Genomic DNA, 23753 nt, shown 5'->3' with positions numbered 1-23753 from the left:
TTGCGTTTCGCGTTTCCGCAGGGATTAGAACCGGAAGTTCACGCCCATGAAGAAGTCGCGGCCGAGCACGTCGAAGAAGCTCGGCAGAGTGTTGGCCTGCTCGGCAGCCGAACCGAGAACCGGCGGCTGCTTGTCGAACACGTTGTTCACACCAGCGTTGATGGTCATGCGCTCGTCTATGTCGAAGCCGACAGCGAGATCGATGTAGTTCCAAGCGCTGATGTTCGGACGCGGCAGAGCAGCGTTCGGCACGCGGTTGTTGCCGTCGAAGGTGTTCCGCACGCGGAAGTCTTCGGTAGCACCTTCGTAGCGCCAACGCAGCGACACCAGAGCCGGACCCTGGGTGTAGGTCACACGCATGTTGTGACGGTACTCGGGGAGGCCGAAGGTGCCTTCGGTGATGTTCTCGCGCAGCGGCAGCACAGCCACCGGGGTGTTGCGGAACTTGTCGAGGTAGGTGCCGAGGTAGAACAGGCCGAGTTCGCCGTTGAACAGCGGCAGGGTGTAGTCGACCTGGAAGTCGATACCGCTGGTTTCGAGCTTGCCCACGTTGTCCTGCACGAACGAGGCGTTCTGACCACCGACGGTCAGACCCAGAGCACCGGTGGTCGGGTTACGACGGCCAGCGAAGATCTGGCACGACGGATCGGCAGCGTTGCGCACGGTGTTGAAGCAGATCGAAAGCGCGGTGTTCATCCCGCCCAGACGAGTGCCGATGGTGTCTTCAACCTTGATGTTGAAGTAGTCGACCGTGACGTTCAGACGCGGAATGAAGCGCGGACGGATGACAGCACCGACGGTGAAGGTGTCGGAGGTTTCCTCGCCCACGTTCGGGTTACCGCCGAAGTCGGCCTGGATCTGCGCGTTCGGCTGCACACCGCGGGTGAAAACGGCCGCAGCCGGCACGCCCGAAGCGATACAGAAGGCACGCAGAGCATCGGTACGATCCGACGCCGGACCACGATCCGAACAGGGATCGATCGCGCCCGGGAAGCCGGTCGAGGCGCCGCCGAACAGATCCTGCACGTTCGGAGCGCGAACCGCACGCGAGTACTGGCCGCGGAAGCGGATGTCCTCGATCGGAGCGAATTCGCCGCCGAAGTTGTAGGTCCAGTTGCCGCCGACGCGATCCAGCGAGTAGTCCGAATAACGGAACGCACCGTTGACTTCGAGCGCGTGGATGAAGCCATCCTCGACGATCGGAACGCGGACTTCGCCGAAGACTTCCTTCACGTTGTAGCCACCAGTGGTCGGCAGGCCGGCGTTGAAGCCGAGCACGTCGCCCGAGGCCAGGAAGGTGTCGGGAATGAATTCCGAACCCATGCTGCGGTATTCGACACCGGCCGCGAAGCCGACATCATCCGCACCGAAGCCGAGGTTGAAGAGGGTACCGTTGACCGAGGCCACGGCGTTCTTCAGTTCCGAGGTGGTGATGTTGGTCGCCTGGATGGCGAGGTAGTTGAGCGCCGCCCGGCTGGCGAGACCATTACCGAAGATGTTCAGCGGCACACAGCCGGCCGCACGGGCCGCCGCATCCTGGCAGCGAATCTCGGTGGTGCTGCCGGGCACGAATTCCACGGTCAGCGCGTTACGGAAACGGCTGGACGAGATGTTGCCCTTCTGGATGTTGGTGTTGGTCGTGCGCGAGTACGAGTAGAACGCATCGAAGTTGATGTTGTCGGTGATGCTGCCACGGACACCGCCGAGCACGCGGAACGCCTCACGGCTGAATTCCGAGTTACGCGAACCGATGTCGTTGAAGCGGAAGCTGACCGAAGTCTGCCGGTACAGCGCGTTCCCGAGGGTCGGGCCAGCGGTGGTGCTCACCGGGTTCAGGTTAAGCAGCGCGCGGGTCTGATCATTGAAGAACGGGCTGTTGACGAACAGCGGAGCCGAAATCCCGGCCGGGGTCGGCGCGAGTTCCTGGCTGACGTTGTTGCGCACGAACGACAGTTCCGAATAGGCTTCGATGCCATCGGAGAACTCGTAGTGGCCATAGGCACCGATCAGGTAACGCTCTTGCGGCAGCTGCAGGTAGTTGTCCGGCGCGAAGTTGTAGAGGTCAGCCGGATCCTGGAAGGTCCGCGAACCGCCACCGTTCGGGTTGAAGATGTAGCTGGTGCCGCCTGCGGTGAAGGTGCCAGTCGGCGTGGTCGCCGAACCCTGCGGAATGAAGCCGAGTTCACCAGCGCGTGCAAGGCAGGTTGCAGCAGAGATGCCGGTCGGGTTCGGCCTACCGATGTCACCGCGGCCGGTGCTGCCCGGAACGATACAGCCGTCGCCGCCTGCACGCTCGGAGAATTCACGCGCGTCCTGGAACACCGCCTCACGACGGGTGTAGTTGGCGAACATCGTCACCGCGCCGCGGCCGTCGTCGAACGACGAACCGATGGCAGCGTTGAACTGGTAACGGCCCGCATCGCCGCGGCCGGTCAGCGAGTAGCTGCCGCCGAGCTCGAGACCTTCGATGTCACGCAGCTTGAAGTTGACGACGCCGGCAACAGCGTCCGAACCGTAAACGGCCGAGGCGCCGCCGGTCACCACTTCAACGCCGCCCAGCAGGAACTGCGGGATGGTGTTGAGGTCGACGATCTGGTTGGTATCGTAGAACATCCAGCGGCGGCCGTTGACCAGCACCAGGGTGCGGGTGGCAGCGAGGTTACGCAGGTTCAGCGTAACGGCGCCGTTGCCGGGGTTGTTCGAGAAGCCGGTCACACCGGGAAGGATTTGCGGCAGCGTGTTCAGCACCTGCTCGACGTTGACCGCACCGGTCAGACGGAACTCTTCGGGCGAAACGACTGCGACCGGGCTGGTCGAGTTGAGATCGGTGCGCTGAATGCGCGAACCGGTGACCAGGATCGCCTGCTCTTCAGCCGGCTGTTCAGCGGTGGTCACATCGGCGTCCTGCGCATAGGCAGGCGCGGAGAACATGGCACCGGCCATGATCGTGCCCGCGAGGAGCGAAGCCTTGTTGAAACGAGTCATTTTTGTCCCCTTGATGCACGCACGCCGAAAGATCCGGCGCACGCTATCCAAAGTCACGGGCGGATGCCCGGATGGCGCTCCTCTAGGTCATTCGATGCATTCATCGCAATCATGCCGATGCGACGCGTTTCGAGATGCGAAGGAACTGTTGCATTCTGGCGACACTCTGATTTCAGTGCGGCTTTATCTCGTCCCCGTTTGGCAATAATGCTGCGCAAGGGCGTAATGCAGGCGCGCAAATCCGTCTTTCGGCGGTGCGCAGCAAGGGAGAGGACATGATGACGAGACTGAGGCCGACCATCCGCCTGACGGCGCTGTGCACCGCCGGAGCTGCGGGGCTGCTGACCCTCGCCGCGCCCGTTCCCGCTGCCGCGCAGGACGCCGATTATCTCGCCCAGCTCAAGGCCTGCCGTGCGATCACCGACGAGGCCGAGCGGCTCGCCTGCTATGACGCCAAGGTCGGCGCGATCGTCTCGGCCAGCGATGCGGGCGATGTGAAAGTCGTCAGCCGCGAGGAGGTGCGCAAGACCCGCCGCCAGCTGTTCGGCATCACCATGCCCGACATCGCGATCCTGAGAGGCGACGGCAAGGACGAGGAAGAGCTCACTGACCTGTTCGAGACCACCATCTCCAGCGGTCGCCAGAGCGGGCAGAGCACATGGCGCTTCACCACGGTGGAAGGCGCGGTGTGGGAGATCAACAATCCCCCACGCAAGATCCCGCCGATCAAATCGGGCGACAAGGTAGTCTTCAAGAAGGCCTCGCTCGGCTACTATTTCATTCGCATCAACGGCGCGATCGGGGTCAAGGGACGCCGCGTCGAATAGGCTCAGGCGCTGTGGCGCAAAGCGAAGGGGCCCGGCCTCGCGGCCGAGCCCCTTTTTTCATGCCCTCATCCGGCGCGGTTACAGTCCGCCCGGACCGCAATCATTGGCGAGGTAGTCGAGCATCTTCGTGTAGAGCTGCTGCTGGTGGGTGAACATCAGCGTGTTGTAGAAGTGGTCCGCCCCCTTCAACGTGATGAATTCGCCCGTCTTGCCTGCGGCCTCGAAAGCCTTCTGGTAGTCCTTCAGGTGGTAGTACATCACGCGCCGATCGACATCGCCATGGATCATCAGCAACGGGATGTTGACCTTGGCCACTTCACTGATCGGGTTGACGGTGGTGCCGCCGCGATGGCGGTTCCATTCGTCGAGCGTCTTGAGAGTCGGGTCACGCCGGCCGAGATACTGCTTCTCGGCGTCGGCGACGGCAGCGCCGGCAATCGCGCACTGGTAGAGCTGCTCGTCGCGGCTCAGTGACACCAGCGCGGAGTAGCCGCCATAGGACCAGCCGAAGAAGGCCACCCGGTTGGGATCGGCAAGCCCCTGTTCGATCAGGTACTTGACCCCGTCATCCTTGTCGTCCTGCATTGCCAGCCCGTGCTGCATGTAGCCGGCATCGAAATGCTTCTGGCCCCAGCCGGTCGAGATGCGGTTTTCGGGGTGGAACACCATGTAGCCGGCATTGGCCAGCATCTGGCCCCATTCGTCATAGCTGACCATGCCATTCACGGCCGGGCCGCCATTGTGCTGGACAATCAGCGGGAATGGCCCCTTGCCCTTGGGCATGGTGACGTAGCCGGGAATGATCATCCCGTCGCGCGCCTTGTAGCGGATGTACTTCACATCTGCGAGCTGCTCGGGATTGACCAGCGGGTTGCGGCTGCCGAGCTTGGCGAGACGGCCATCCTTCACCAGCCAGAACGAGCCCGGATCGTGCGGTCCGGAGTTGGTGACGACCATGGTCTGTCCGTCGAGCGAACGGCTGGCGATGCGATACTGCCAGGCATAGGGGATTTGCTTTTCGAGCGCTTCATGGAGCGCCTTTTCCTCTTCGTCGAACCAGAACCGCTCCATCCGCGCGCCGGGATAGCGGGCGGCGACGAGCTTCTCGTTGCCGGGGATCGAGTGGAACTGCACTCCCGTCACGTCGGCATCTTCGGCCTGGAACAGCTTCTTGCCGATCTGCCCCGTGGTGAAGTCGAACTCGTAGAGCCCGGCCTTGTCCTCGCCATTGGGATTGTCGATCAGATAGCCGAGGTTGGGATTGTCGGGATCGAAGCCGACGACCCCGTGGAACCCGCTGAGCACGCGATAGGTGTTCTTGGGATCCTCGATGTCGAGCTCCTGGAACTTGGTCCAGTCGCTGTCTCCGGGCTTGCGGTAGTAGTAGATGTACTTGCCGGCCGCCGTGTCGGGCGAAACGGCGAAGCGCGGGTTGCCGTTGTTATCCCACGTCGAAACGCTGCGGATCTTGCCGCCCGTGCGCAACACCAGTTCGCGCGTGCCGGTCTTGAGGTTGAACTTGTAGTAGGAGCGCGGACGGAACGCGGCCAGCGGATCGACGCCGGTCGGATCGGACACCGCCGAACCGGTGCTGATCAGCACGTGATCGGGATCATTGGGGAGCGTGTTGACGATGCCGAAATTGCCGTCGACACGGCTGAACTTGTTCTCCGCGAGGCTGTAGGAATAGGCGAGATAGTCGCGCACATCCTCTTCCGGCCCCTTCACCGTCGAACGCTTGACCTGCCAGGCCGAGCCGAAAATGAATTCATTGCTGACCCATTGCGCGCTCAGGATCTCCATCGGATCGGCGTTGAGGCGGCGGAAGGGCTTTGACAGATCGTCGGTCTTGTAGATCTCGAGCAGGTACTGACCGTCCCTGCTTTCCACCTTGTGGACCAGCAGGTGCTTGCCATCAGGCGAGATCTGCACGGCGTTGACGACATCGCGCAGCGCCCAGACGTCGACCGGAACGCTGGCAGTCGATTGCGCCTGCGTATCGGCGCCGCCGACGAGAGAAAGGCCGATAACCGAAACGCCGGCCATTGCGGCCATGAGGGGGGCTTTGAGAAGTTTCATGGGATCACATCTTCCATGGTCAATGTCAGACTAAGACGCGGGCCGGATCGGCGCAGCTGCAAAGCGGCAGACACCTTCGTATTTCAACAAAAAAGCGGCCCCTCGGCAAGTACCGAGAGGCCGCTTCATTTTGAACGGTCAGTTCATTCTGCGATCAGAAGCGGTAGAGCAGCTGAGCGAAGAATTCACGGCCTTCGAGGTCGTAACCGTTACCGATCGGCGTGTTCGCGATCTGGAGGACGCCGGAACGCGGCGACACCAGCGGCGGAGCCGTGTCGAAGAGGTTGCGGATACCGGCGATCAAACGCAGGTCGCCGTTGTCCCAGCGCACCGAGGTGGTGTGCTCGAAGTACTCGGGCGCGGTGCCGACCGGGCGACAGAACAGCCCGTCACCAGCCACAACACCGTTGGCCGAACCGCGACCAAGGCAGGTCGGGGAGAAGGCCGCAACGCCGCCTTCAGGCCCGCGGTTGAACGCGTCACCAAAGGTGACACGATCACGCCAGCCCACGCCGTTCAGGGAGTTGCCGATCGCGTCGATGTAACGGATCTGGTAGGTGAACAGGAAGTCTTCCCAGCGCGCGCCGAAGGTGGCGCGGCCGGTCCAGTCGGGGAAGCCGAAACGGTCGGTGAAGTCCGTTTCCACAAAGGTGCTGACACCGGTGCGCTGGATGTTCGAACGCTCGAGCAGCTTGTTGGCCACCAGGTTGAGCGACAGATCGAAGGTTTCCTCACCGATCTGCAGCGGATAGCCGAAGGTCGTGTTCAGATCGATCCCGCGAACCGCTTCAACGTCGCGGTTGAGGAAGCCGGCGCGCACACCGCGGATCAGCTGGCGATCCGTGTTGTTGACGTCGATACGGTCGCAGAACTCGCTGCGGGCCGTGTCATCGCGCAGGTAGCAGTCAGCCACGATGAACGCACCGCCCGGCTCGACGATCGCGCCCTTCACCTTGATGTCGTAGTAGTTGAAGTTGAACGCGAAGCGGAAGCCGCTCGCCCAATCTTCTTCGAATGCGAAACCGGTGGTGATCGAACGCGAGGTTTCCGCGCGGATGTCGAGCGAACCGCCCTGGGTGATTTCCGCGCTGACGAGCTGCTGCGTGTTCAGGTTCTGGCCATCGATACCGACGCGGGTCGGGTCACGACCTTCACGGCGGCAGTTGGCGAGAATGAACGGCTCGCGCGTGTCGAGCTCGGGACGGTAGGCAAAGTTCACGAAGGCAGCCGTCGGAACCGCACAGGGGTCCGAAAGCTGGGTGAAGCCCGACTGTGCACGCAGGAAATTCTCGCGCAGGTTCGGCGCACGGAACGAGGTGCCGTAGCTGAACTTGAACAGCAGCGGAGCCACCGGACGCCAGCCACCCTTCAGGGCGAAGGTGCCGTTGGTGCCGTAGAACTCTTCGTCGGTGATACGGCCCGAGACGTTGACGGTCAGTTCTTCGACCATCGGCTTGCCCGCCATGAGCGGGAGGTCGATTTCGCCGAAGAGTTCACGGATCCACTTGGAACCGTTGGCGCCGCCGTCAGCGAAGAAGCCCCAGAACAGACCGTTCGAAGCCACGAAGCTGGGCTGCGAGTCGATCTTGTCCTCGCGCCATTCACCACCGAGCACCACGCCGACCGGGCCGGCGGGGAGTTCGAACAGGTCGCCGGTAACGTATGCCGACAGCAGGGTCTGTTCGTAGATGGTGTTGAAGTCGCGCGAACCGAACAGGTAATCGCGTTCGGCCTGGGTGGCGAAGTCGCCCACGGCGCCGGTCAGCACGCTCGGTGCGAACAGGTTCACGGGGACGCAGCCGGCAACGAGGTCGGGCGCGGCCAGACCGGGGTTGCGCAGACCGGCAGCATTACACTCGCCGATGTAGAGCGGGTTGCCGATGCCGACCTGAAGGCCGTTGTTGTAGTCGTCGGCGATGCCGTCACGGTCGTTATCGAAGATGCCGTCGCCGTTGTAATCGGCCGTCGGGTCGAGACCCATGGCGAGCGCGAGACGGTCTTCACGGATCCCCAGACGCGAGGACTTGCCTTCCGAACGCGAGTAGCTGCCGGCCACTTCGAAGGTCCAGCTCGAACCGATAAAGGGCAGGTCGCCGCGCACACCGAGGACGCCGCGCATCTGCTCCTGCGTCACTTCGAAGTTGTTGCGGTCACCCACGATCGACACGATCGGCTGCACCGCGAAGCGCAGGCCGGTCGAGAGAGCGGGCGCAACACCGTTGGTCAGCCCGTTGATCGCGTTGTCGACCGAACGGCAGTCGACGCCGTTGGGGTTGGTGACAAAGTTACAGGGGTTGAAACGGTTGGCCGCCGGAACGAACGGGAACAGCTGCGGGTTGCCCGCGCCGGTGTTCTTGATTTCCGAACGGGTGTACTGCGCTTCGAAGAAGGGCGTGATGTTCGCTTCGCCCGGGAAGGTGTATTCCCCGTAGGCGAACACGTTGATCAGGTCTTCACCCGAAACGATCGTGCGGTTCTGTTCCTCGACGCTGCCGTTGATGTTGACGTTCTGGAAGTCGACATCGTTGATGCCGTCGTTGTTGACGTCGAGATCGACACCGAAGGCGTTGGCGTTGTCACCGAAGTTGAACGGACGGCCGGTGATCGGATCATTCGGGAAGTTGCGGATGTTGCCGTTGGCCGGGAAGTAGACCGAACCCGCACGTGCCGAAGGCAGGAAGACGCGGCCCGAGATACCCGAAACGGTGCAATCGCTTTCCGAAGCGCCAACGCGGTTGTTGGTGCGCGAACGGATCAGCTGGTTGTCCGAGATGCCGAGGCGGTAGATGTTGCCTTCGGCATCTTCTTCGAGGTTGGTGCTGCAACCGGCGAGGAAGTCACGGTCACGCGCCTTCCACTCTTCACGCTTGCGGTATTCGGCAGCGATACCGAACACGGCACGGTCGGTGTTGAAGCCCCAGGCAGCGCTGACCGAGTAGTCTTCGCCTTCGCCCTGCGGGTTGATGTCGCCGTTGGCCTGGATTTCGAGGCCATCGAAGTCCTTGCGCAGGATGACGTTGATCACGCCCGCGACCGCGTCCGAACCATAGACCGACGAAGCACCGTCGGTGAGGATGTCGTAACGGTCAACGATCGTGGCCGGGATGAGGTTGATCGACACGCTGGTCGGCGCGCCTTCCACACCGGCCGGTGCGATACGACGGCCGTTGGCGAGCACCAGCGTACGGTTGGCACCAACGCCGCGCAGGTTGATGGTCTGCGAACCCGGGCCGTTGTTGAGCACGAAGCCCTGGAAGGTCGCATCGATCTGGGTGCCGGAGGCGGCTTCCGAACGCTGCAGGATCTGCGCCGGGTCAAACGCGCCGACGGCCTGCTGGTTTTCGGTCGAGAGCACCTGAAGCGGCGAGATCGAGCTGTAGGTGTCGCGGACGATACGCGAACCGGTAACCGTGATGTTGCCCTGCTTCGCGTCCGAACGGCCCGAGGCGTCAGTCGCGACTTCGACCTTTTCTTCCTCTTCCGGCTGCTCCTCGGCGTCCTGCGCCCACACCGGGCCAGCCACAACAAAGGCGATAGCCGAGGCCGAGAAGGCCAGCGTCTTCAGCGAATTGCTCTGAAATTTCTTCATGATCACTCCAGTTGCCCTAACCGGAGACAGAACGACAATCTGGCGCGAACGTCACATAATTGCCCCATGTGACAGGCTCACGCATTCAGATTGTCCAAGTCTGCCCCCGCAGTGGGGGATTTGTGCAATAGCGAAGGTTTGATGTCAAAGCGCTGCGCCGCGACCTCCAACTTTTCCGGTGGGTGTTGCGTTAATCCCACATTCAGGGCGCGCGCGGGGGTTGGCCCGAAACTTTGTTAGAATGTGGCTTTGCGATTGTTAAAACGAAGGGCGGCCTGCACGCAACAAACCGCCCTCCATCCCGATTAGGATGTTATCTTGTCACTTTGTTGCGAACCGCAAGGGGCGGCGCGCGGCTCAGCGAATCACCATGGCCAACGCGCCGTCACCTTCATCGATCGCCAAGGTCGAGCCGTCGGGCAGCTTGCCCTCCAGCAGCATCTCGGCAAGCGGATCCTGCAGATAGCGCTGCACCGCGCGTTTCAGCGGCCGTGCGCCATAGACCGGATCATAGCCCACCCTTCCGAGCCAGCGCAGCGCGGCATCGCTGAGATCGATCGTGATCTTGCGATCGGCGAGCAGCTTCTGCACCCGCTTGACCTGGATTTCGACGATCGGCGCCATGTGTTCCTGCCCGAGGCGATGGAACAGGATGATCTCGTCGAGGCGGTTGAGGAACTCGGGCCGGAAATGCCCGCGCACCACGTCCATCACGTCCTTCTCGACGCTCGCGACCTCGGCTCCGTCAGGCAGGTTGGCGAGATACTGGCTGCCCAGGTTGCTGGTGAGGATGATCAGCGTGTTGCTGAAATCCACCACCCGGCCCTGCCCGTCGGTCAATCGGCCATCATCGAGCACCTGAAGGAGCACGTTGAACACATCGGAGTGCGCTTTCTCGACCTCGTCGAACAGCACCACCTGATAGGGACGGCGGCGCACGGCCTCGGTCAGCACCCCGCCCTCTTCATAGCCGACATAGCCCGGAGGCGCCCCGATCAGGCGGGCGACGGCGTGCTTCTCCATGAACTCGCTCATGTCGATGCGCACCATTGCGCTGTCATCATCGAACAGGAACCCGGCGAGCGCCTTGGTCAGCTCGGTCTTGCCGACACCCGTGGGGCCGAGGAACAGGAAGGAGCCGAGCGGACGGCCCGGATCCTGCAAGCCCGCCCGCGCGCGGCGCACGGCCTTGGAGACCGCCTCGATCGCCTGGGACTGACCGATCACGCGGCCGCCGAGGATCTGCTCCATCTGCAGCAGCTTCTCGCGCTCACCTTCCATCATCTTGTCGACCGGCACGCCCGTCCAGCGGCTGACGACGCCGGCGATGTCCTCCTCGGTCACCTCCTCGCGCAGCAGGGCGTTGGCGGCCTGGCCCTGGGCTTCGGCCAGCTGCTTCTCAAGCGCCGGGATGGTGCCGTAGGACAGCTCGCCGGCCTTCGCCAGATCGCCTTCGCGCTGGGCCTGTTCCAGCTCCAGCCGCGCGCCATCGAGCTGTTCCTTGATCTTGCCCTCGGCCTCGATCTTGTCGCGCTCGTTCTGCCAGCGGGTGGTGAGCTCGGCCGATTGCTGTTCGAGGTTCGCCAGCTCCCCGCGCAGGGCGACAAGGCGGTCCTTGGAATTCTGGTCGGTCTCCTTCTGGAGCGCCTGTTCCTCGATCTTCAACTGGATGATCCGCCGGTCGAGCGCCTCGATCTCCTCGGGCTTGCTCTCCACCTCCATGCGGATGCGGCTCGCGGCTTCGTCCATCAGGTCGATCGCCTTGTCGGGCAGGAAGCGGTTCGAAATGTAGCGATCCGACAGCTTGGCCGCGGCCACGATCGCGCCATCGGTGATGCGCACGCCGTGGTGCAGCTCGTACTTGTCCTTGATGCCGCGCAGGATCGAGATCGTGTCCTCGACCGTCGGCTCGGCGATAAACACCGGCTGGAAGCGGCGCTGGAGCGCGGGGTCCTTCTCGACGTACTTCTGGTATTCGTCGAGCGTGGTCGCGCCGATGCAGTGGAGCTCGCCGCGCGAGAGGGCCGGCTTCAAGAGGTTCGAGGCATCCATCGAGCCCTCCGAAGCGCCCGCCCCGATCAGGGTGTGCATCTCGTCGATGAACAGGATGATGTTGCCCTCGGCATGCTTGACCTCGTCGAGCACGCTCTTGAGCCGCTCTTCGAACTCGCCGCGATACTTCGCACCCGCAATCAGCGCGCCCATGTCGAGGCTCATGAGCGTGCGACCCTTGAGGCTGTCGGGCACGTCGCCATTGGCGATGCGCAGCGCAAGGCCCTCGGCAATCGCGGTCTTGCCGGTGCCGGGCTCGCCGATCAGGGCGGGGTTGTTCTTGGTGCGACGGGCGAGGATCTGGATCGTGCGGCGGATTTCCTCGTCGCGGCCGATCACCGGATCAAGCTTGCCCTCGCGCGCGGCCTTGGTGAGATCGCGGGCGAACTTCTCCATCGCGTCATAGGTGCTCTCGGCCCCCGCGCTATCCGCGCGCTTGCCGCCGCGCAGTTGCTCGATTGCGGCATTCAGCGCCTGAGGAGTGATCCCTGCGCCCTTCAACGCCTCGCCCGCAGCGGTCTGCGACACGGCCAGCGCGGTCAGCAACCGCTCGACCGTGACGAAGCTGTCGCCCGCCTTCTCGGCCAGCTGTTCGGCGGAATCGAGCACCCGCACCGCGTCATTGTCGAGACCCGGAGTGGCCTGCGCGCCGCTGCCGGTGACAGCCGGGATCTTGGCAAGCCCCGCATCGACCGCCGCCACCGCCAGCGCCGGCGTGCCGCCCGCGCGCTGGAGCAGGCCGGCGGCCATGCCCTCGCTATCTTCGAGCAGCGCCTTGAGGATGTGCAGCGGCGTGATGCGCTGGTGGTTCACGCGGATCGCGACGGTCTGTGCGGCTTGCAGGAAGCCCTTTGCCCGGTCCGTGAACTTTTCGAGATTCATGATCGTCAAACCCCTCCAAAGGTTGTGCCATCCAAATAGTGTTGCACTTTAGCAACACAAGACGCGACCCCGAAAAAAGCCGCATGCAGGTGTATTACCCGAGTAGGTGGGTTCGTCATTGACGCAAGACAAGAGCCCCCCCCTCGCTTGACCTTGAGCACGCGCCGCGCAATGAAGCGCTGCGCCCATGGCGCAGGGGAGAAAAACACCATGAAGTGGTTGAAGCGCGGCGCAATTGTGCTGGTGGCGGTTTGCGTTCTGGCGTTCGCCGTGCTGGCCACCTGGGAACCGCATTTTGCCAGCGCCGCCACGCCGCCGGCTACCCGCGTCTACAAGGCCGAGATCATCCGCGACAAATTCGGCGTGCCCCATATCTACGGCAAGACCGATGCCGACGCAGCCTTCGGCGTCGCCATGGCCCACTCGCAAGATGATTTCTTCACGCTTCAGGATGTGATCGCGATGAGCCGCGGGCGCTATGGCGCGATTGCGGGCGAGGACGGCGCCAAGGTCGATTATGTCTACCATCTGATCGACGCGCGCGGCACGGCGGAGCGGGAATATCCCAAGCTTCCCGCCGACACCCGTGAACTCTTCGAGGCCTATGCTGCAGGCCTCAATCACTATGCGCAGCAGCATCCGGGCGAAGTGAAGCTCGCCAATCTCTTCCCCGTCAGCGGGATGGATGTCGCTGCCGGCTTCGCGCTGCGCCAGCCGTTCTTCTTCGGGCTCGACAGCGTGATCGGCCCGCTTGTCTCGGGCGATGATCTGCGCCGTGAACATGGCCCCGACATGCCCGGCTTCCCGCGCCCGCCGCTGGAAAGTGCTCCGCCGGCCGAAGCCGCCCCCACCGCTGCCAAGCAAGCGCACAACCTGGTGCTGCCGCTCGGCGAGGATGCCGAACATCTTGGCTCCAATGCCTTTGCCGTCGCACCCGAAAAGTCGGGCGGGCCGACCACCCTCATCTCCAATTCGCACCAGCCGCTGCGCGGCGGGGTGGCGTGGTATGAGCTGGTGGTCGAAAGCGGCGAAGGCTGGCATTTCGCGGGCGCGAACTTTCCGGGATCGCCCTTCCCCTTCCTCGGCCATAACGAGACGCTGGGGTGGACCAACACGGTCAACACCCCCGACATGATCGACATCTACCAGCTGGAACTCGACGAGACCGGCATGCGCTACAGGCTCGACGGCGAATGGCGCGATCTGGAAAGCCGGTGGGTGACCCTGCCGGTCAAGGTCGGCCCAGTGGTGGTGCCGATCCGACGCGAGGTTCTGCGCTCGGTCCACGGACCGGTGATCCGCAACGACAAGGGCGCCTTTGCGGTGCGCTATGGCGGGATCGGCAGGCTCGAGCAGCTCGATGCCTATTACCGGCTCAACAAGGCCAAGTCGTTCGCGGAGTGGGAGGGGCAAATCGCGCGACTGGCGATCCCGTCCACCAACTTCATCTACGCCGATGCCGCCGGCAACATCGCCTACGTCTACAACGCCGCGATCCCGGCGCGGCCCGAGGGCGCGAAGGCCGACTGGCGTTCTGTCCTGCCGGGCAACCGCTCGGACCTGATCTGGAACGGTGCGGTCGATTATGCCGCCCTGCCCAAGATTACGAACCCCGCCTCGGGCTGGCTCTACAATTCGAACAACGCGCCCTTCACCGCAGCAGGGGCCGGGAGCGATTTGGCGCCTGATGCGTTTGCGCCGATCATGGGGATCGAACTCAAGCAGACCAACCGCTCGTGGCGCGCCTACAAGCTGCTGAGCGCGGCGGCCGTGCTTGACCGCAAGGCTCTTGAGGCGATCAAGTATGACACCGGCTACGAGCGTGAAGGCTATGTCGCCCGGCTGTTCGATGCGCTCGACAAGCTCCCTGCCGAGGGCGAACTTGCCGAAGCACGCGATCTCCTCGCAAGCTGGGATTTCAACGCTGACGGCAAGGGCAAGGCCGATGCCATCGCGCTGCTGATCATCCGCGACTTCATGTCGGCCGATTACGGCAACAAGCCCTTCCCCGATGTCGCCGAAAAGCTGGCCGCGGCGCGCGATCATCTGATGACCCATTTCGGCCGGCTCGATCCGCCGATGGGTGAACTGCTGCGGCTACGGCAGGGCGGGCTCGATCTGCCGCTGGACGGCGGCTCGGACACGCTGCGCGCCTCGACCACCTGGGATGTCGACGATGACGGCCGCCTCAGCCTCAAGCATGGCGACAGCTTCATCCAGTGGGTCGAATGGCAGCCAGGCAAGCCGGTGTTCTCGCGCTCGGTACAGCCCTTCGGCTCGGCCAGCACCCGGCCGGACAGCCCGCATTACAACGACCAGATGCGGCTGTTCGTCGAACACAAGCTGAAGCCGGTGCATTTCTGGCGCGATGATGTGCTGGCGAATGCCAGCAAAACCGTCACTGTGACCAACGCCCGCTGAGCAACCTTTTCTTTTTCCATCCCCCATCCCCTGACCGGAGATCATTGATGACCTATCGTTTTGCTGCCGCGAGCCTTTCGGCGCTTGCCCTCGCGCTGGCCGCACCCATGACCCCGGCGCTGGCAGACAATCACGCCGCAGCCGCGCCCGCAGCGACCGCCGACCTGCCCTCGCTGGTCGCGCAGGTCGGGATCCCCTACACCGAATTCCAGCTCGAAAACGGCCTGACCGTGATCGTCCACGAAGACCGCAAGGCGCCCGTCGTCGGCGTGGCCGTGTGGTACAATGTCGGCTCGAAGGACGAGCCCAAGGGCAAGACCGGCTTTGCCCACCTGTTCGAGCACCTGATGTTCAACGGTTCGGAAAATGCGCCGCAGGACTACTTCCAGTATCTCGCGGAAATGGGCGCCACCGATTACAACGGCACCACCAATTTCGACCGCACCAACTATTTCCAGACCGTTCCGCGCCCTGCTCTGGAACGCGCTCTGTGGCTTGAGAGCGACCGCATGGGCTACCTGCTCGGCGCCGTGACCCAGGAGAAGCTCGATAACCAGCGCGGCGTGGTGCAGAACGAAAAGCGCCAGGGCGACAACCAGCCCGGCGGTCTCGTTTTCTACGAAATCCTCAAGACCCTGTTCCCCAAAGGCCACCCCTATAGCCACAACGTGATCGGCTCGATGGCCGATCTCGATGCGGCATCGATGGACGACGTGCGCAAGTGGTTCACCGACAAGTATGGCCCGAACAACGCCACGCTGGTGCTGGCCGGTGACATTTCCGCCGCCGAGGCCCGCCCGATGGTCGAGAAGTATTTCGGCGCCATCAAGCGTGGTCCGGTCAATACCCCGGCCGCAGCCGACGTGCCGACCCTCGCGCAGGACGTGCGCGTGGTGATGAAGGATCAGGTCGCCGCCACAAGCGTCACCCGTTACTGGCCCGCCCCGGGCATCACCAGCGCCGATCTGACCGCTCTGACGGTGGGCGCAGAGATCCTCGGCGGTCTCGCCTCCAGCCGCCTCGATGAAGTGCTGGTGCGCGACGAACAGCTCGCTGTGGGCGTGTCGGCCGGCAATTTCGAATTCCAGCGCGTGGGCGTGCTCAGCGTCGGTGCGACGGTCAAGCCCGGCGTGGATCTGGCCGTGGTCGAAGCCCGGCTTGATGCGCTGGTCAAGCAGTTCATCGCCGAAGGCCCGACCGAGGACGAAGTGCGCCGTGCGGCGACCAGCAACCTTGCCTCGACGATCCGCGGCCTCGAACAGGTCGGCGGTTTCGGCGGCAAGGCGGTTACCCTTGCCAATGGCGAGGTGCTGGCGGGCGACGCCTCGTTCTACGCGACCCAGCTTGAACGCCTCGCCAAGGTCACCCCGGCCGAAGTCAAGGCGGCGATGGCCAAGTGGATGACGAAGCCGGCCATGACGCTGGTGCTCGAACCCGGCCCGCGCGATGCCTCCTACGAGGAAGCCGCCTCGGTCGGCGGTGCGGCCAACGCCTCGGAACGCGATCGCAGCGCCGAAACGCTGACGGTCACTGTCGAGCGCCCCAAGCCCGCGATCGACACGGTGGCCGAACTCGACTTCCCCGATCTGGAGCGGGCCACGCTCAAGAACGGGATGAAGGTCACCTATGCCCGCCGCACCGCGGTTCCGGCGACCTATGTCTCGATGTCCTTCAATGCCGGCAGCGCGTCCGATCCGGTCGCCAAGCGCGGTCTTGAAGGCCTGACGATGTCTCTGTTCGATGAAGGCACTGCCAAGCTTTCCGGGCAGGACATCGCCGAAGCGAGCGAGCGTCTGGGCGCGTCGATCTCGACGGGCAGCGGCGATGATCGCTCGACCTTCACCCTTTCGGCACTGAGCGCCAACCTTGCTCCGTCGCTTGATCTGATGCGCCAGATCGTGCGCGAGCCGGCCTTCAATGCGGCCGATCTCGAGCGCGTGCGCACCCAGACCGTCACCGGCATCAAGCAGGCGATGAAGTCGCCCCAGGGGATCGCCCAGCGCACCCTGACGCCCGAACTGTTCGGCGCCAGCAGCCCCTATGGCGGGGTCAGCACGGTCTCCAGCGTCAGCGCGATCACCCGCGATGATCTGGTCGCCTTCAAGGACAGCTGGATCCGGCCCGACAATGGCGAGGTGTTCATCATCTCGGATCGTCCGCTGGGCGAGATCGTGGCCGCGCTCGATACCGTGTTCGGCGACTGGAAGGCGCCCAAGGCGGCCAAGGGAGCCAAGAGCTTCCAGGCCACCGCAGCCGCGCAGGGCAAGCGCATCATCCTCGTCAACCGCCCCAATTCGCCGCAGAGCTTCATCTTCGGCGCGCAGGTCACACCGCTCGATGCCGGCGATCCCGCCTTCATCGCCTTCAACAGCGCCAACAACTCGCTGGGCGGCAACTTCCTCGCTCGTCTCAACATGAACCTGCGTGAGACCAAGGGCTGGAGCTACGGCGTGCGCGGCGGCACCCAGGCCCGCGAAAATGCCGTGATCTACGGCATTTCGGGCGGCGTCCAGGCCGACCGCACGGGCGATTCGCTGGCGGAAATGATCCGCGAGACCAGCGAGTTCCTGACCGCGAAGGGCGTCACCACGGAAGAACTGCAGCGCTCGATCGCCTCGGAAGTCGGCGCGCTGCCGGGCCGGTTCGAAACCTCGCCCGCCGTGCTCGGCGCGATCCAGGGCAATGCCCTGTTCGGCCGTCCCGACAATTATCAGGAAACCCTCGCCTCGCTTTACCGCGCCCAGACGACCGAAAGCCTCGATGCCGTCGCACGCGCGACGATCGACGTCGACAAGTTCGTGTGGGTCGTGGTCGGCGATGCCTCGAAGGTTGCCAGCCAGCTCGAAGCCGTCGGCCTGCAGGTCGAAGTGCGCGAGATGGCGAGCGAGTAAGGCACTGGATGCACAGCGCGCTTTAACCACCAAATCCGGTTGAAGCGCGCTGACATCAGTGTAAACAGCGCGATCAGGAGGGCGGGTCGCTGAAAGGTCCGCACCAAGCACAGGAGTTGGATTATGTCTGTTGCAGGTACCTACAAGACCATCGTGAAGAGCCCGATGGGTGACCAGTCCGGCACCCTCACCGTGGTTCCCGATGGCGACACCTTCAGCGGTTCGCTGGTCGGCAGCCTCGGCTCGATGGACATCGCTGGCGGCACTGTCAGCGGCAACACCATCAGCTGGAAGATGAACATGACCGTCCCCATGCCGATGACGCTCGATTGCGAAGCGACCATCGACGGCGACACCCTGACCGGTTCGGTCAACGCTGGTGCGTTCGGCGCGATGCCGCTGTCGGGCACCCGCGAGGGCTGAACGCCCGTCTCATGGATTGAAAGAGCCGCCGGAGTTCGCGCTCCGGCGGCTTTTTTGCGCCCTGTGCCCCCGTGACTTGCCTTGCGCCACAGGAACGGCATGGTAGCGCCACGATCGCAGACGAGGGGGATCATGACCGATACGGACGGGGGCGCGCCACCCAAGCACCACGAAGCGAGCGCGACGGAAAAGCGCGTCATTCTGGCCTCGTCGCTGGGCACGGTGTTCGAATGGTATGATTTCTACCTCTACGGCCTGCTGGCCACGATCATCTCGGCGCAGTTCTTCTCGGGGGTGAACGAGACCACCGGCTTCATCTTCGCGCTCGCAGCGTTTGCCGCGGGCTTTGCGGTGCGGCCCTTCGGCGCGCTGGTGTTCGGACGGCTGGGCGATCTGGTCGGGCGCAAATACACCTTCCTCGTCACCATGGGCCTGATGGGCTTTGCGACCTTCACCGTGGGGCTGCTGCCCGCATATGCCAGCATCGGCGTGGCGGCCCCGATCATGCTGGTCGCGTTGCGGCTGCTGCAAGGCCTTGCGCTGGGCGGCGAATATGGCGGCGCGGCGACCTACGTGGCCGAGCATGCCCCGAACCACAGGCGCGGGCTCTACACCAGCTTCATCCAGACCACAGCGACCCTGGGCCTGTTTGCAGCCCTGCTGGTGGTGATCGGCACCCGCACAATGATCGGCGAGGAGGCCTTCAAGGCCTGGGGCTGGCGCGTGCCGTTCCTGATCTCGGCGGTGCTGCTCGGCGTGTCGCTGTGGATCCGCATGCAGCTGCAGGAGAGCCCGGTCTTCCAGAAGATGAAGGAGGAAGGCAGCAATTCCAAAGCGCCGATTTCCGAGGCTTTCGGCAACTGGGAAAACGGCAAGTGGGCGCTGATCGCGCTGCTGGGCGCGGTCGCGGGCCAGGCGGTGGTGTGGTACACCGGGCAGTTCTACGCGCTGTTCTTCCTCGAGAAGATGCTGATGGTGGACGGTGCGACCACCAATATCCTGATCGCGGTAGCACTCGCCATCGGCACGCCCTTCTTCATCATCTTCGGCTGGCTGTCCGACCGGATCGGGCGCAAGAAAATCATCCTTGCGGGCTGCGCGCTGGCCGCGGCGACCTATTTCCCCGCCTTCCACCTGCTGTCCGAGGCCGCCAACCCGGCGCTCGCCAAGGCGCAGGCGACCGCGCCGGTCAGCGTGATCGTCAACTCCGACGATTGCTCGGTGCAGTTCGATCCGATCGGCAAGAACACATTCGACGCCAAAAGCTGCGACATTGCCAAGTCGTTCCTCGCCAAGGGCGCGATCAGCTACACCAATGTCGAGGCGCAGGCGGGCAGCATCGCACAGGTGAAGATCGGCGGCGAGACCTTCACCGCTCCCGATCCGGCGAAGCTGACGGGGGATGACCGCAAGGCCGCCATCAACGCCTTCCAGACCGCCTTGAAGGCCGCGCTGGCAAAGGCAGGCTATCCTTCCGCAGCTGATCCGGAGGCGATCAACACACCGGTCGTGATCGCCATCCTCACCTATCTCGTGCTGCTGGTGACGATGGTCTACGGTCCGATTGCCGCGCTGCTGGTGGAGCTGTTTCCCACCCGCATCCGCTACACCGCGATGAGCCTGCCATATCATATCGGCAATGGCTGGTTCGGCGGTTTCCTGCCGACCACCGCCTTCGCGATGGTCGCGGCGACGGGCGATATCTACTACGGCCTGTGGTATCCCATCGGCGTCTGCGTGCTGACCGTGGTGGTGGGCCTCGTGTTCCTGCCCGAGACCTTTCGCCGCAATATCGACCAATAGATCCTAGCGGTTCTGCCGCCCCTCGATCAGGCGTTCGACCAACGAGGGATCGGCAAGCGTCGAGGTGTCACCCAGCGCACTGAACTCGTTCTCGGCGATCTTGCGCAGGATGCGGCGCATGATCTTGCCCGAGCGGGTCTTAGGCAACCCGTCGGTGAAGTGGATGATATCGGGCGTGGCGACAGGCCCGATCTCCTTGCGCACCTGCGCCTTCAATTCGGCCAGCAGAGCCTCGGTGCCGTCCTCGCCCACGTTGAGCGTGACGTAGCAATAGATGCCCTGTCCCTTGATATCATGAGGATAACCGACCACCGCGCTCTCTGCGACCTTGGGGTGGAGCACCAGCGCGCTCTCGACTTCCGCCGTGCCCATGCGGTGGCCCGAGACGTTGATCACGTCATCGACACGGCCGGTGATCCAGTAATATCCGTCCGCGTCGCGCTTGCAGCCGTCGCCGGTGAAATACTTGCCCGCATAGGTGCTGAAATAGGTCTGCACGAAGCGGTCATGATCGCCATAGACCGTGCGTGCCTGCCCGGGCCAGCTATGGGTGATGCACAGATTGCCCTCGGCCGCGCCATCCAGCACCCCGCCTTCGTTATCGACCAGTTCGGGCCGCACACCAAAGAACGGGAGCCCTGCGCTGCCCGGTTTCATGTCGTGTGCGCCCGGCAGCGTGGTGATCATGCAGCCGCCGGTTTCGGTCTGCCACCAGGTGTCGATGACGGGGCAGCGCCCCTCGCCCACCACGTCGAAATACCAGCGCCATGCCTCGGGGTTGATCGGTTCGCCGACAGAGCCGAGCAGGCGCAGCGAGGCGCGGCTGCGGCTCGTCACATGATGGTCGCCCTCGCGCATCAGGGCGCGGATCGCGGTCGGCGCGGTGTAGATGATATTGACCTTGTGCTTGTCGACCACATCCCAGAACCGCCCGTGATCGGGGTAGTTGGGCACGCCTTCGAACACCACCGCGGTCGCCGCGTTCATCAGCGGGCCGTAGACCACATAGGAGTGTCCGGTGACCCAGCCGATATCGGCTGTGCACCAGAACACCTCGCCCGGCCGGTAGTCGAAGATGTAGTGAAACGTCGTCGCGGTCCATACACCATAGCCGCCGGTGGTGTGGAGCACGCCCTTGGGCTTGCCCGTCGAACCGGAGGTGTAGAGGATGAACAATGGGTCTTCCGCGTTCATGACCTCGCAGGGGCAATCATCGTCGCTGGCGAGTTCCTCAAGCCAGTGATCGCGGCCCTCGGCCATGGCGATGGTGCCGCCGGTGTGGCGGATCACCAGCACGCCATCGACCGCAACCCCGTCATGCGCGAGAGCGGCATCGACATTGGCCTTCAAGGGCACGCGCTTGCCGCCGCGCAGGCCTTCATCGGCGGTGATGACGAAGCGGCTGCCGCAGTCCTCGATCCGGCCTGCCAGCGCCTCGGGCGAGAAGCCGCCGAACACCACCGAATGGACCGCCCCGATCCGCGCGCAGGCGAGCATCGCGACCACCCCTTCGAGGATCATCGGCATGTAGATCGTCACCCGCTCGCCCCGGGCAACCCCAAGCTTTTTCAGCGCATTGGCCATGCGCACCACGTCGCCGTAGAGCGCGCCATAGGTGAGGCTCCGGCTTTCCGAGGCCGGATCATCGGGCTCGAAAATCAGCGCGGTGCGGTCTGCGTGGTGGGGCAGATGGCGGTCGAGAGCGTTGTGGCACAGGTTCAATGTGCCGTCTTCGAACCACTTGATCGCCACCGGATCATAGGCCCAATCCCCGCCGATGGTGGGCGCACTGACCCAGTCCAGTCGCTGCGCCTGTTCCAGCCAGAAAGCGTCCGGAGCCTCCACCGACCGGCGGTACATTTCGGCATAGTCTGACGCGGTGCAGTGGGTGGGCGCAGCCGGATCGGGCCGCGCGACGGCATTGGACATCAACTCTCTCCCTTGTCCCGGCCGGTCTACCAAACCCGCTGGAAGGGGCAAATGTTTCACGTGAAACATTGCGCCCGCCGCTATCATCTGGGGGTCATCTCGGGGTCAACTGTGCATCAAACCGAGGCTAGAAATCGCCCCGCTTCACACAAAAACCCCGCCGGCGGGGGGCGCCGACGGGGCCTCTGTCTCACCTCTAGAGCGGGTCTAGAGGGGTCAAGAGCAGGTCTGAAGGCTCAGAAGCGGTAGCTGACCCCGGCGCTGAGCACCCAGGGATCGAGCTTGTGCTCGGTCTCGATCGCGAGCGTGTTGCCGACCCGCCAGCGCGCCGTGGTGTCGATGAAGTAGCGCTTGGCATCGAAGGTGATGCCGAAGCCGTCATCGCCCAGCGGAATGTCGAAACCGGCTTGCAGCACAAGGCCGAATTCGTCCGACAGATCGGTATCGGTGACACCCAGCGGCAGGGTGGCCGCGCCCGGCTTGTCCGAAAGCCACATGAAATAGGCACCGCCCGCGCCGACATAGGGCTGCACGCCGCCCAGATCGAAGTGATATTTCGCCGTCACCGTGGCCGGCAGCAGCAGCGCATCCGACACCAGTTCAGCGCCCGCCGGCAGGCCCGCGACGGTATCGACATCGTGCTGGGTCGTCCCGGCGATGGTTTCGATCGAGACATTGTCGGTCACGAACCATTCCACCGCGATGGTGGGCACGACATTGTCGTTGGCCTTCGTCTGCAAGGTGGCCGGAAGCCCCGGCAGATTGACGTTGATGTCGGTGATCTTGCCGTCGGGCAGAACCGCGGTTGCCAGCAGCTTGATCTGGATGTCCCCGGCGCGGTCACTCTCGCCGTCCTGCGCCATTGCAGGGCTTGCGGCAAGCATGGCCATAGCCGATCCAAGCATCAGCAAATTCTTCATTTTTGCGTCCTTCAACAGCAGCAGTGGCCACCCCTCGCGGCCCAGGTTTCTTGCTGCCTGTGCCCTTTTGGGTGCCGCGCAAATCGCTGCTGCTCATTGATCCCGATCAAAGACCCGTGACGATTGCAGGTCCATTCCCACAGCATCATGGCAAGCCTCAGCATCACATCCGAGCCTGACAGCATGGCGGCATTCCGGACCGCATTGCCCGATGGGCCGGGCACGGCGGCGATTGCGGAAAAGCTCTGTGCGATCGGTGCCTCGCTGCATCTCGCCAAGGGCGAGTCGCTGGCGCCCGACGCTCGCGAGGACCGGCTGGTGCACCTTGCCAGCGGCGCGGCCAAGCTGGTCGCCCAGCCCCAGACCGGCGCGCTAGGATCGCCGGTCGCGCAGGTGCTGGCCTTCCATTTTCCCGGCGACATGATTTCGGTGCTGCGCCAGACAGACGGCGATTTCCGGCTGGTGGCGCTGATCGAAACCGATCTGGTGGTGTTCCCGGCGGAACGCTTTCTCGACATTGCCCAGAGCAACCCCGCAGTGCTGCGCTCGGTGCTGGCGCGCAGCCTTCAGGCGCTGCACCGCAGCCGCACGCGGATGATGCAGATGGGCCACAAATCCGCGCAGCAGCGGATTGCCGACTTCCTTGTCTCCATGGCCGAGCGGCTGGCGGATTGCACCACGGGGCCTTGCGCCTTTTCCCTGCCGATGAGCCGGCGCGACATCGGCGACAGTCTTGGCCTCACGATCGAGACTGTCAGCCGCCAACTCACCGAACTGCGCGAAAGCGGGCTGGTGGAGACCGAGGGCCGTTCGAAAGTCTGCCTTTCGGATGTGGGCGCGCTGGCGCGGCTGGCGGGGCGGCAAAGCCCTGCGGCCGGCACAAATTCACCCAAACTCACTCAAATTTGATCTGGATCAACAACGCGATTGCGGGGGCCGGTTAGAACACCGG

General features: G+C 63.9%; 12 protein-coding genes. 6 read left to right on the top strand and 6 right to left on the bottom strand.

Annotation, left to right across the window (positions count from 1 at the left end; genetic code table 11):
- Positions 1 to 24 precede the first annotated feature (24 nt).
- The gene (locus RSE14_RS13615) at positions 25 to 2985 is read right to left on the bottom strand and encodes a TonB-dependent receptor domain-containing protein (protein WP_324074521.1); all 2961 of its coding nucleotides are present in this window, start codon (positions 2983 to 2985) and stop codon (positions 25 to 27) included.
- Positions 2986 to 3260: 275 nt separating this feature from the next.
- Between RSE14_RS13615 and RSE14_RS13610 the strand changes: the two genes are divergently transcribed.
- A complete protein-coding gene (locus tag RSE14_RS13610; protein WP_324074519.1) occupies positions 3261 to 3812 on the top strand; it encodes a hypothetical protein in 552 nt (183 codons plus the stop codon).
- A 78-nt stretch (positions 3813 to 3890) separates the two neighbouring features.
- Here the strand turns inward: RSE14_RS13610 and RSE14_RS13605 are convergent, their stop codons facing one another.
- The 3 genes from RSE14_RS13605 to clpB form a co-directional block, all read right to left on the bottom strand.
- Positions 3891 to 5891: an alpha/beta hydrolase family protein gene (locus tag RSE14_RS13605; protein WP_324074517.1), complete on the bottom strand. Its 2001-nt coding sequence runs from the start codon at positions 5889 to 5891 to the stop codon at positions 3891 to 3893.
- Between the two features lie 154 nt (positions 5892 to 6045).
- A complete protein-coding gene (locus RSE14_RS13600; RefSeq protein WP_324074515.1) occupies positions 6046 to 9480 on the bottom strand; it encodes a TonB-dependent receptor in 3435 nt (1144 codons plus the stop codon).
- Positions 9481 to 9837: 357 nt separating this feature from the next.
- Positions 9838 to 12414, bottom strand: coding sequence for an ATP-dependent chaperone ClpB (clpB, locus tag RSE14_RS13595; RefSeq protein ID WP_324074513.1), 2577 nt, complete (start codon positions 12412 to 12414; stop codon positions 9838 to 9840).
- Between the two features lie 210 nt (positions 12415 to 12624).
- Here clpB and RSE14_RS13590 point away from each other — a divergent pair, with 210 nt between their 5' ends.
- From RSE14_RS13590 to RSE14_RS13575, 4 genes are all read left to right on the top strand, one after another.
- Positions 12625 to 14835, top strand: a complete 2211-nt coding sequence (locus tag RSE14_RS13590; protein ID WP_324074511.1) for an acylase — start codon at positions 12625 to 12627, stop codon at positions 14833 to 14835.
- A 47-nt stretch (positions 14836 to 14882) separates the two neighbouring features.
- The gene (locus RSE14_RS13585; RefSeq protein ID WP_324074510.1) at positions 14883 to 17726 is read left to right on the top strand and encodes a M16 family metallopeptidase; all 2844 of its coding nucleotides are present in this window, start codon (positions 14883 to 14885) and stop codon (positions 17724 to 17726) included.
- A 123-nt stretch (positions 17727 to 17849) separates the two neighbouring features.
- Positions 17850 to 18149, top strand: a complete 300-nt coding sequence (locus RSE14_RS13580; protein WP_324074508.1) for a hypothetical protein — start codon at positions 17850 to 17852, stop codon at positions 18147 to 18149.
- Between the two features lie 132 nt (positions 18150 to 18281).
- A complete protein-coding gene (locus RSE14_RS13575; protein ID WP_324074506.1) occupies positions 18282 to 19952 on the top strand; it encodes an MFS transporter in 1671 nt (556 codons plus the stop codon).
- A gap of 3 nt (positions 19953 to 19955) precedes the next feature.
- Here RSE14_RS13575 and acs read toward each other — a convergent pair whose 3' ends face one another.
- Together acs and RSE14_RS13565 are read right to left on the bottom strand one after the other, a co-directional pair.
- On the bottom strand, positions 19956 to 21881 hold the full coding sequence (acs, locus tag RSE14_RS13570; RefSeq protein ID WP_324074504.1) for an acetate--CoA ligase: 1926 nt from the start codon (positions 21879 to 21881) through the stop codon (positions 19956 to 19958).
- 236 nt (positions 21882 to 22117) lie between these two features.
- Complete coding sequence (locus tag RSE14_RS13565; protein WP_324074503.1) at positions 22118 to 22786, bottom strand: OmpW/AlkL family protein; 669 nt, start codon at positions 22784 to 22786, stop codon at positions 22118 to 22120.
- Between the two features lie 162 nt (positions 22787 to 22948).
- Between RSE14_RS13565 and RSE14_RS13560 the strand changes: the two genes are divergently transcribed.
- Positions 22949 to 23710, top strand: coding sequence for a Crp/Fnr family transcriptional regulator (locus RSE14_RS13560; protein ID WP_324074500.1), 762 nt, complete (start codon positions 22949 to 22951; stop codon positions 23708 to 23710).
- Positions 23711 to 23753 lie beyond the last annotated feature (43 nt).

The sequence above is a fragment of the Erythrobacter sp. genome, assembly GCF_035194505.1.
GTDB lineage: Bacteria > Pseudomonadota > Alphaproteobacteria > Sphingomonadales > Sphingomonadaceae > Erythrobacter.
The sequence above is the reverse complement of the archived record's forward strand: the minus strand, read 5'-3'. Positions and strand labels throughout refer to the sequence as shown.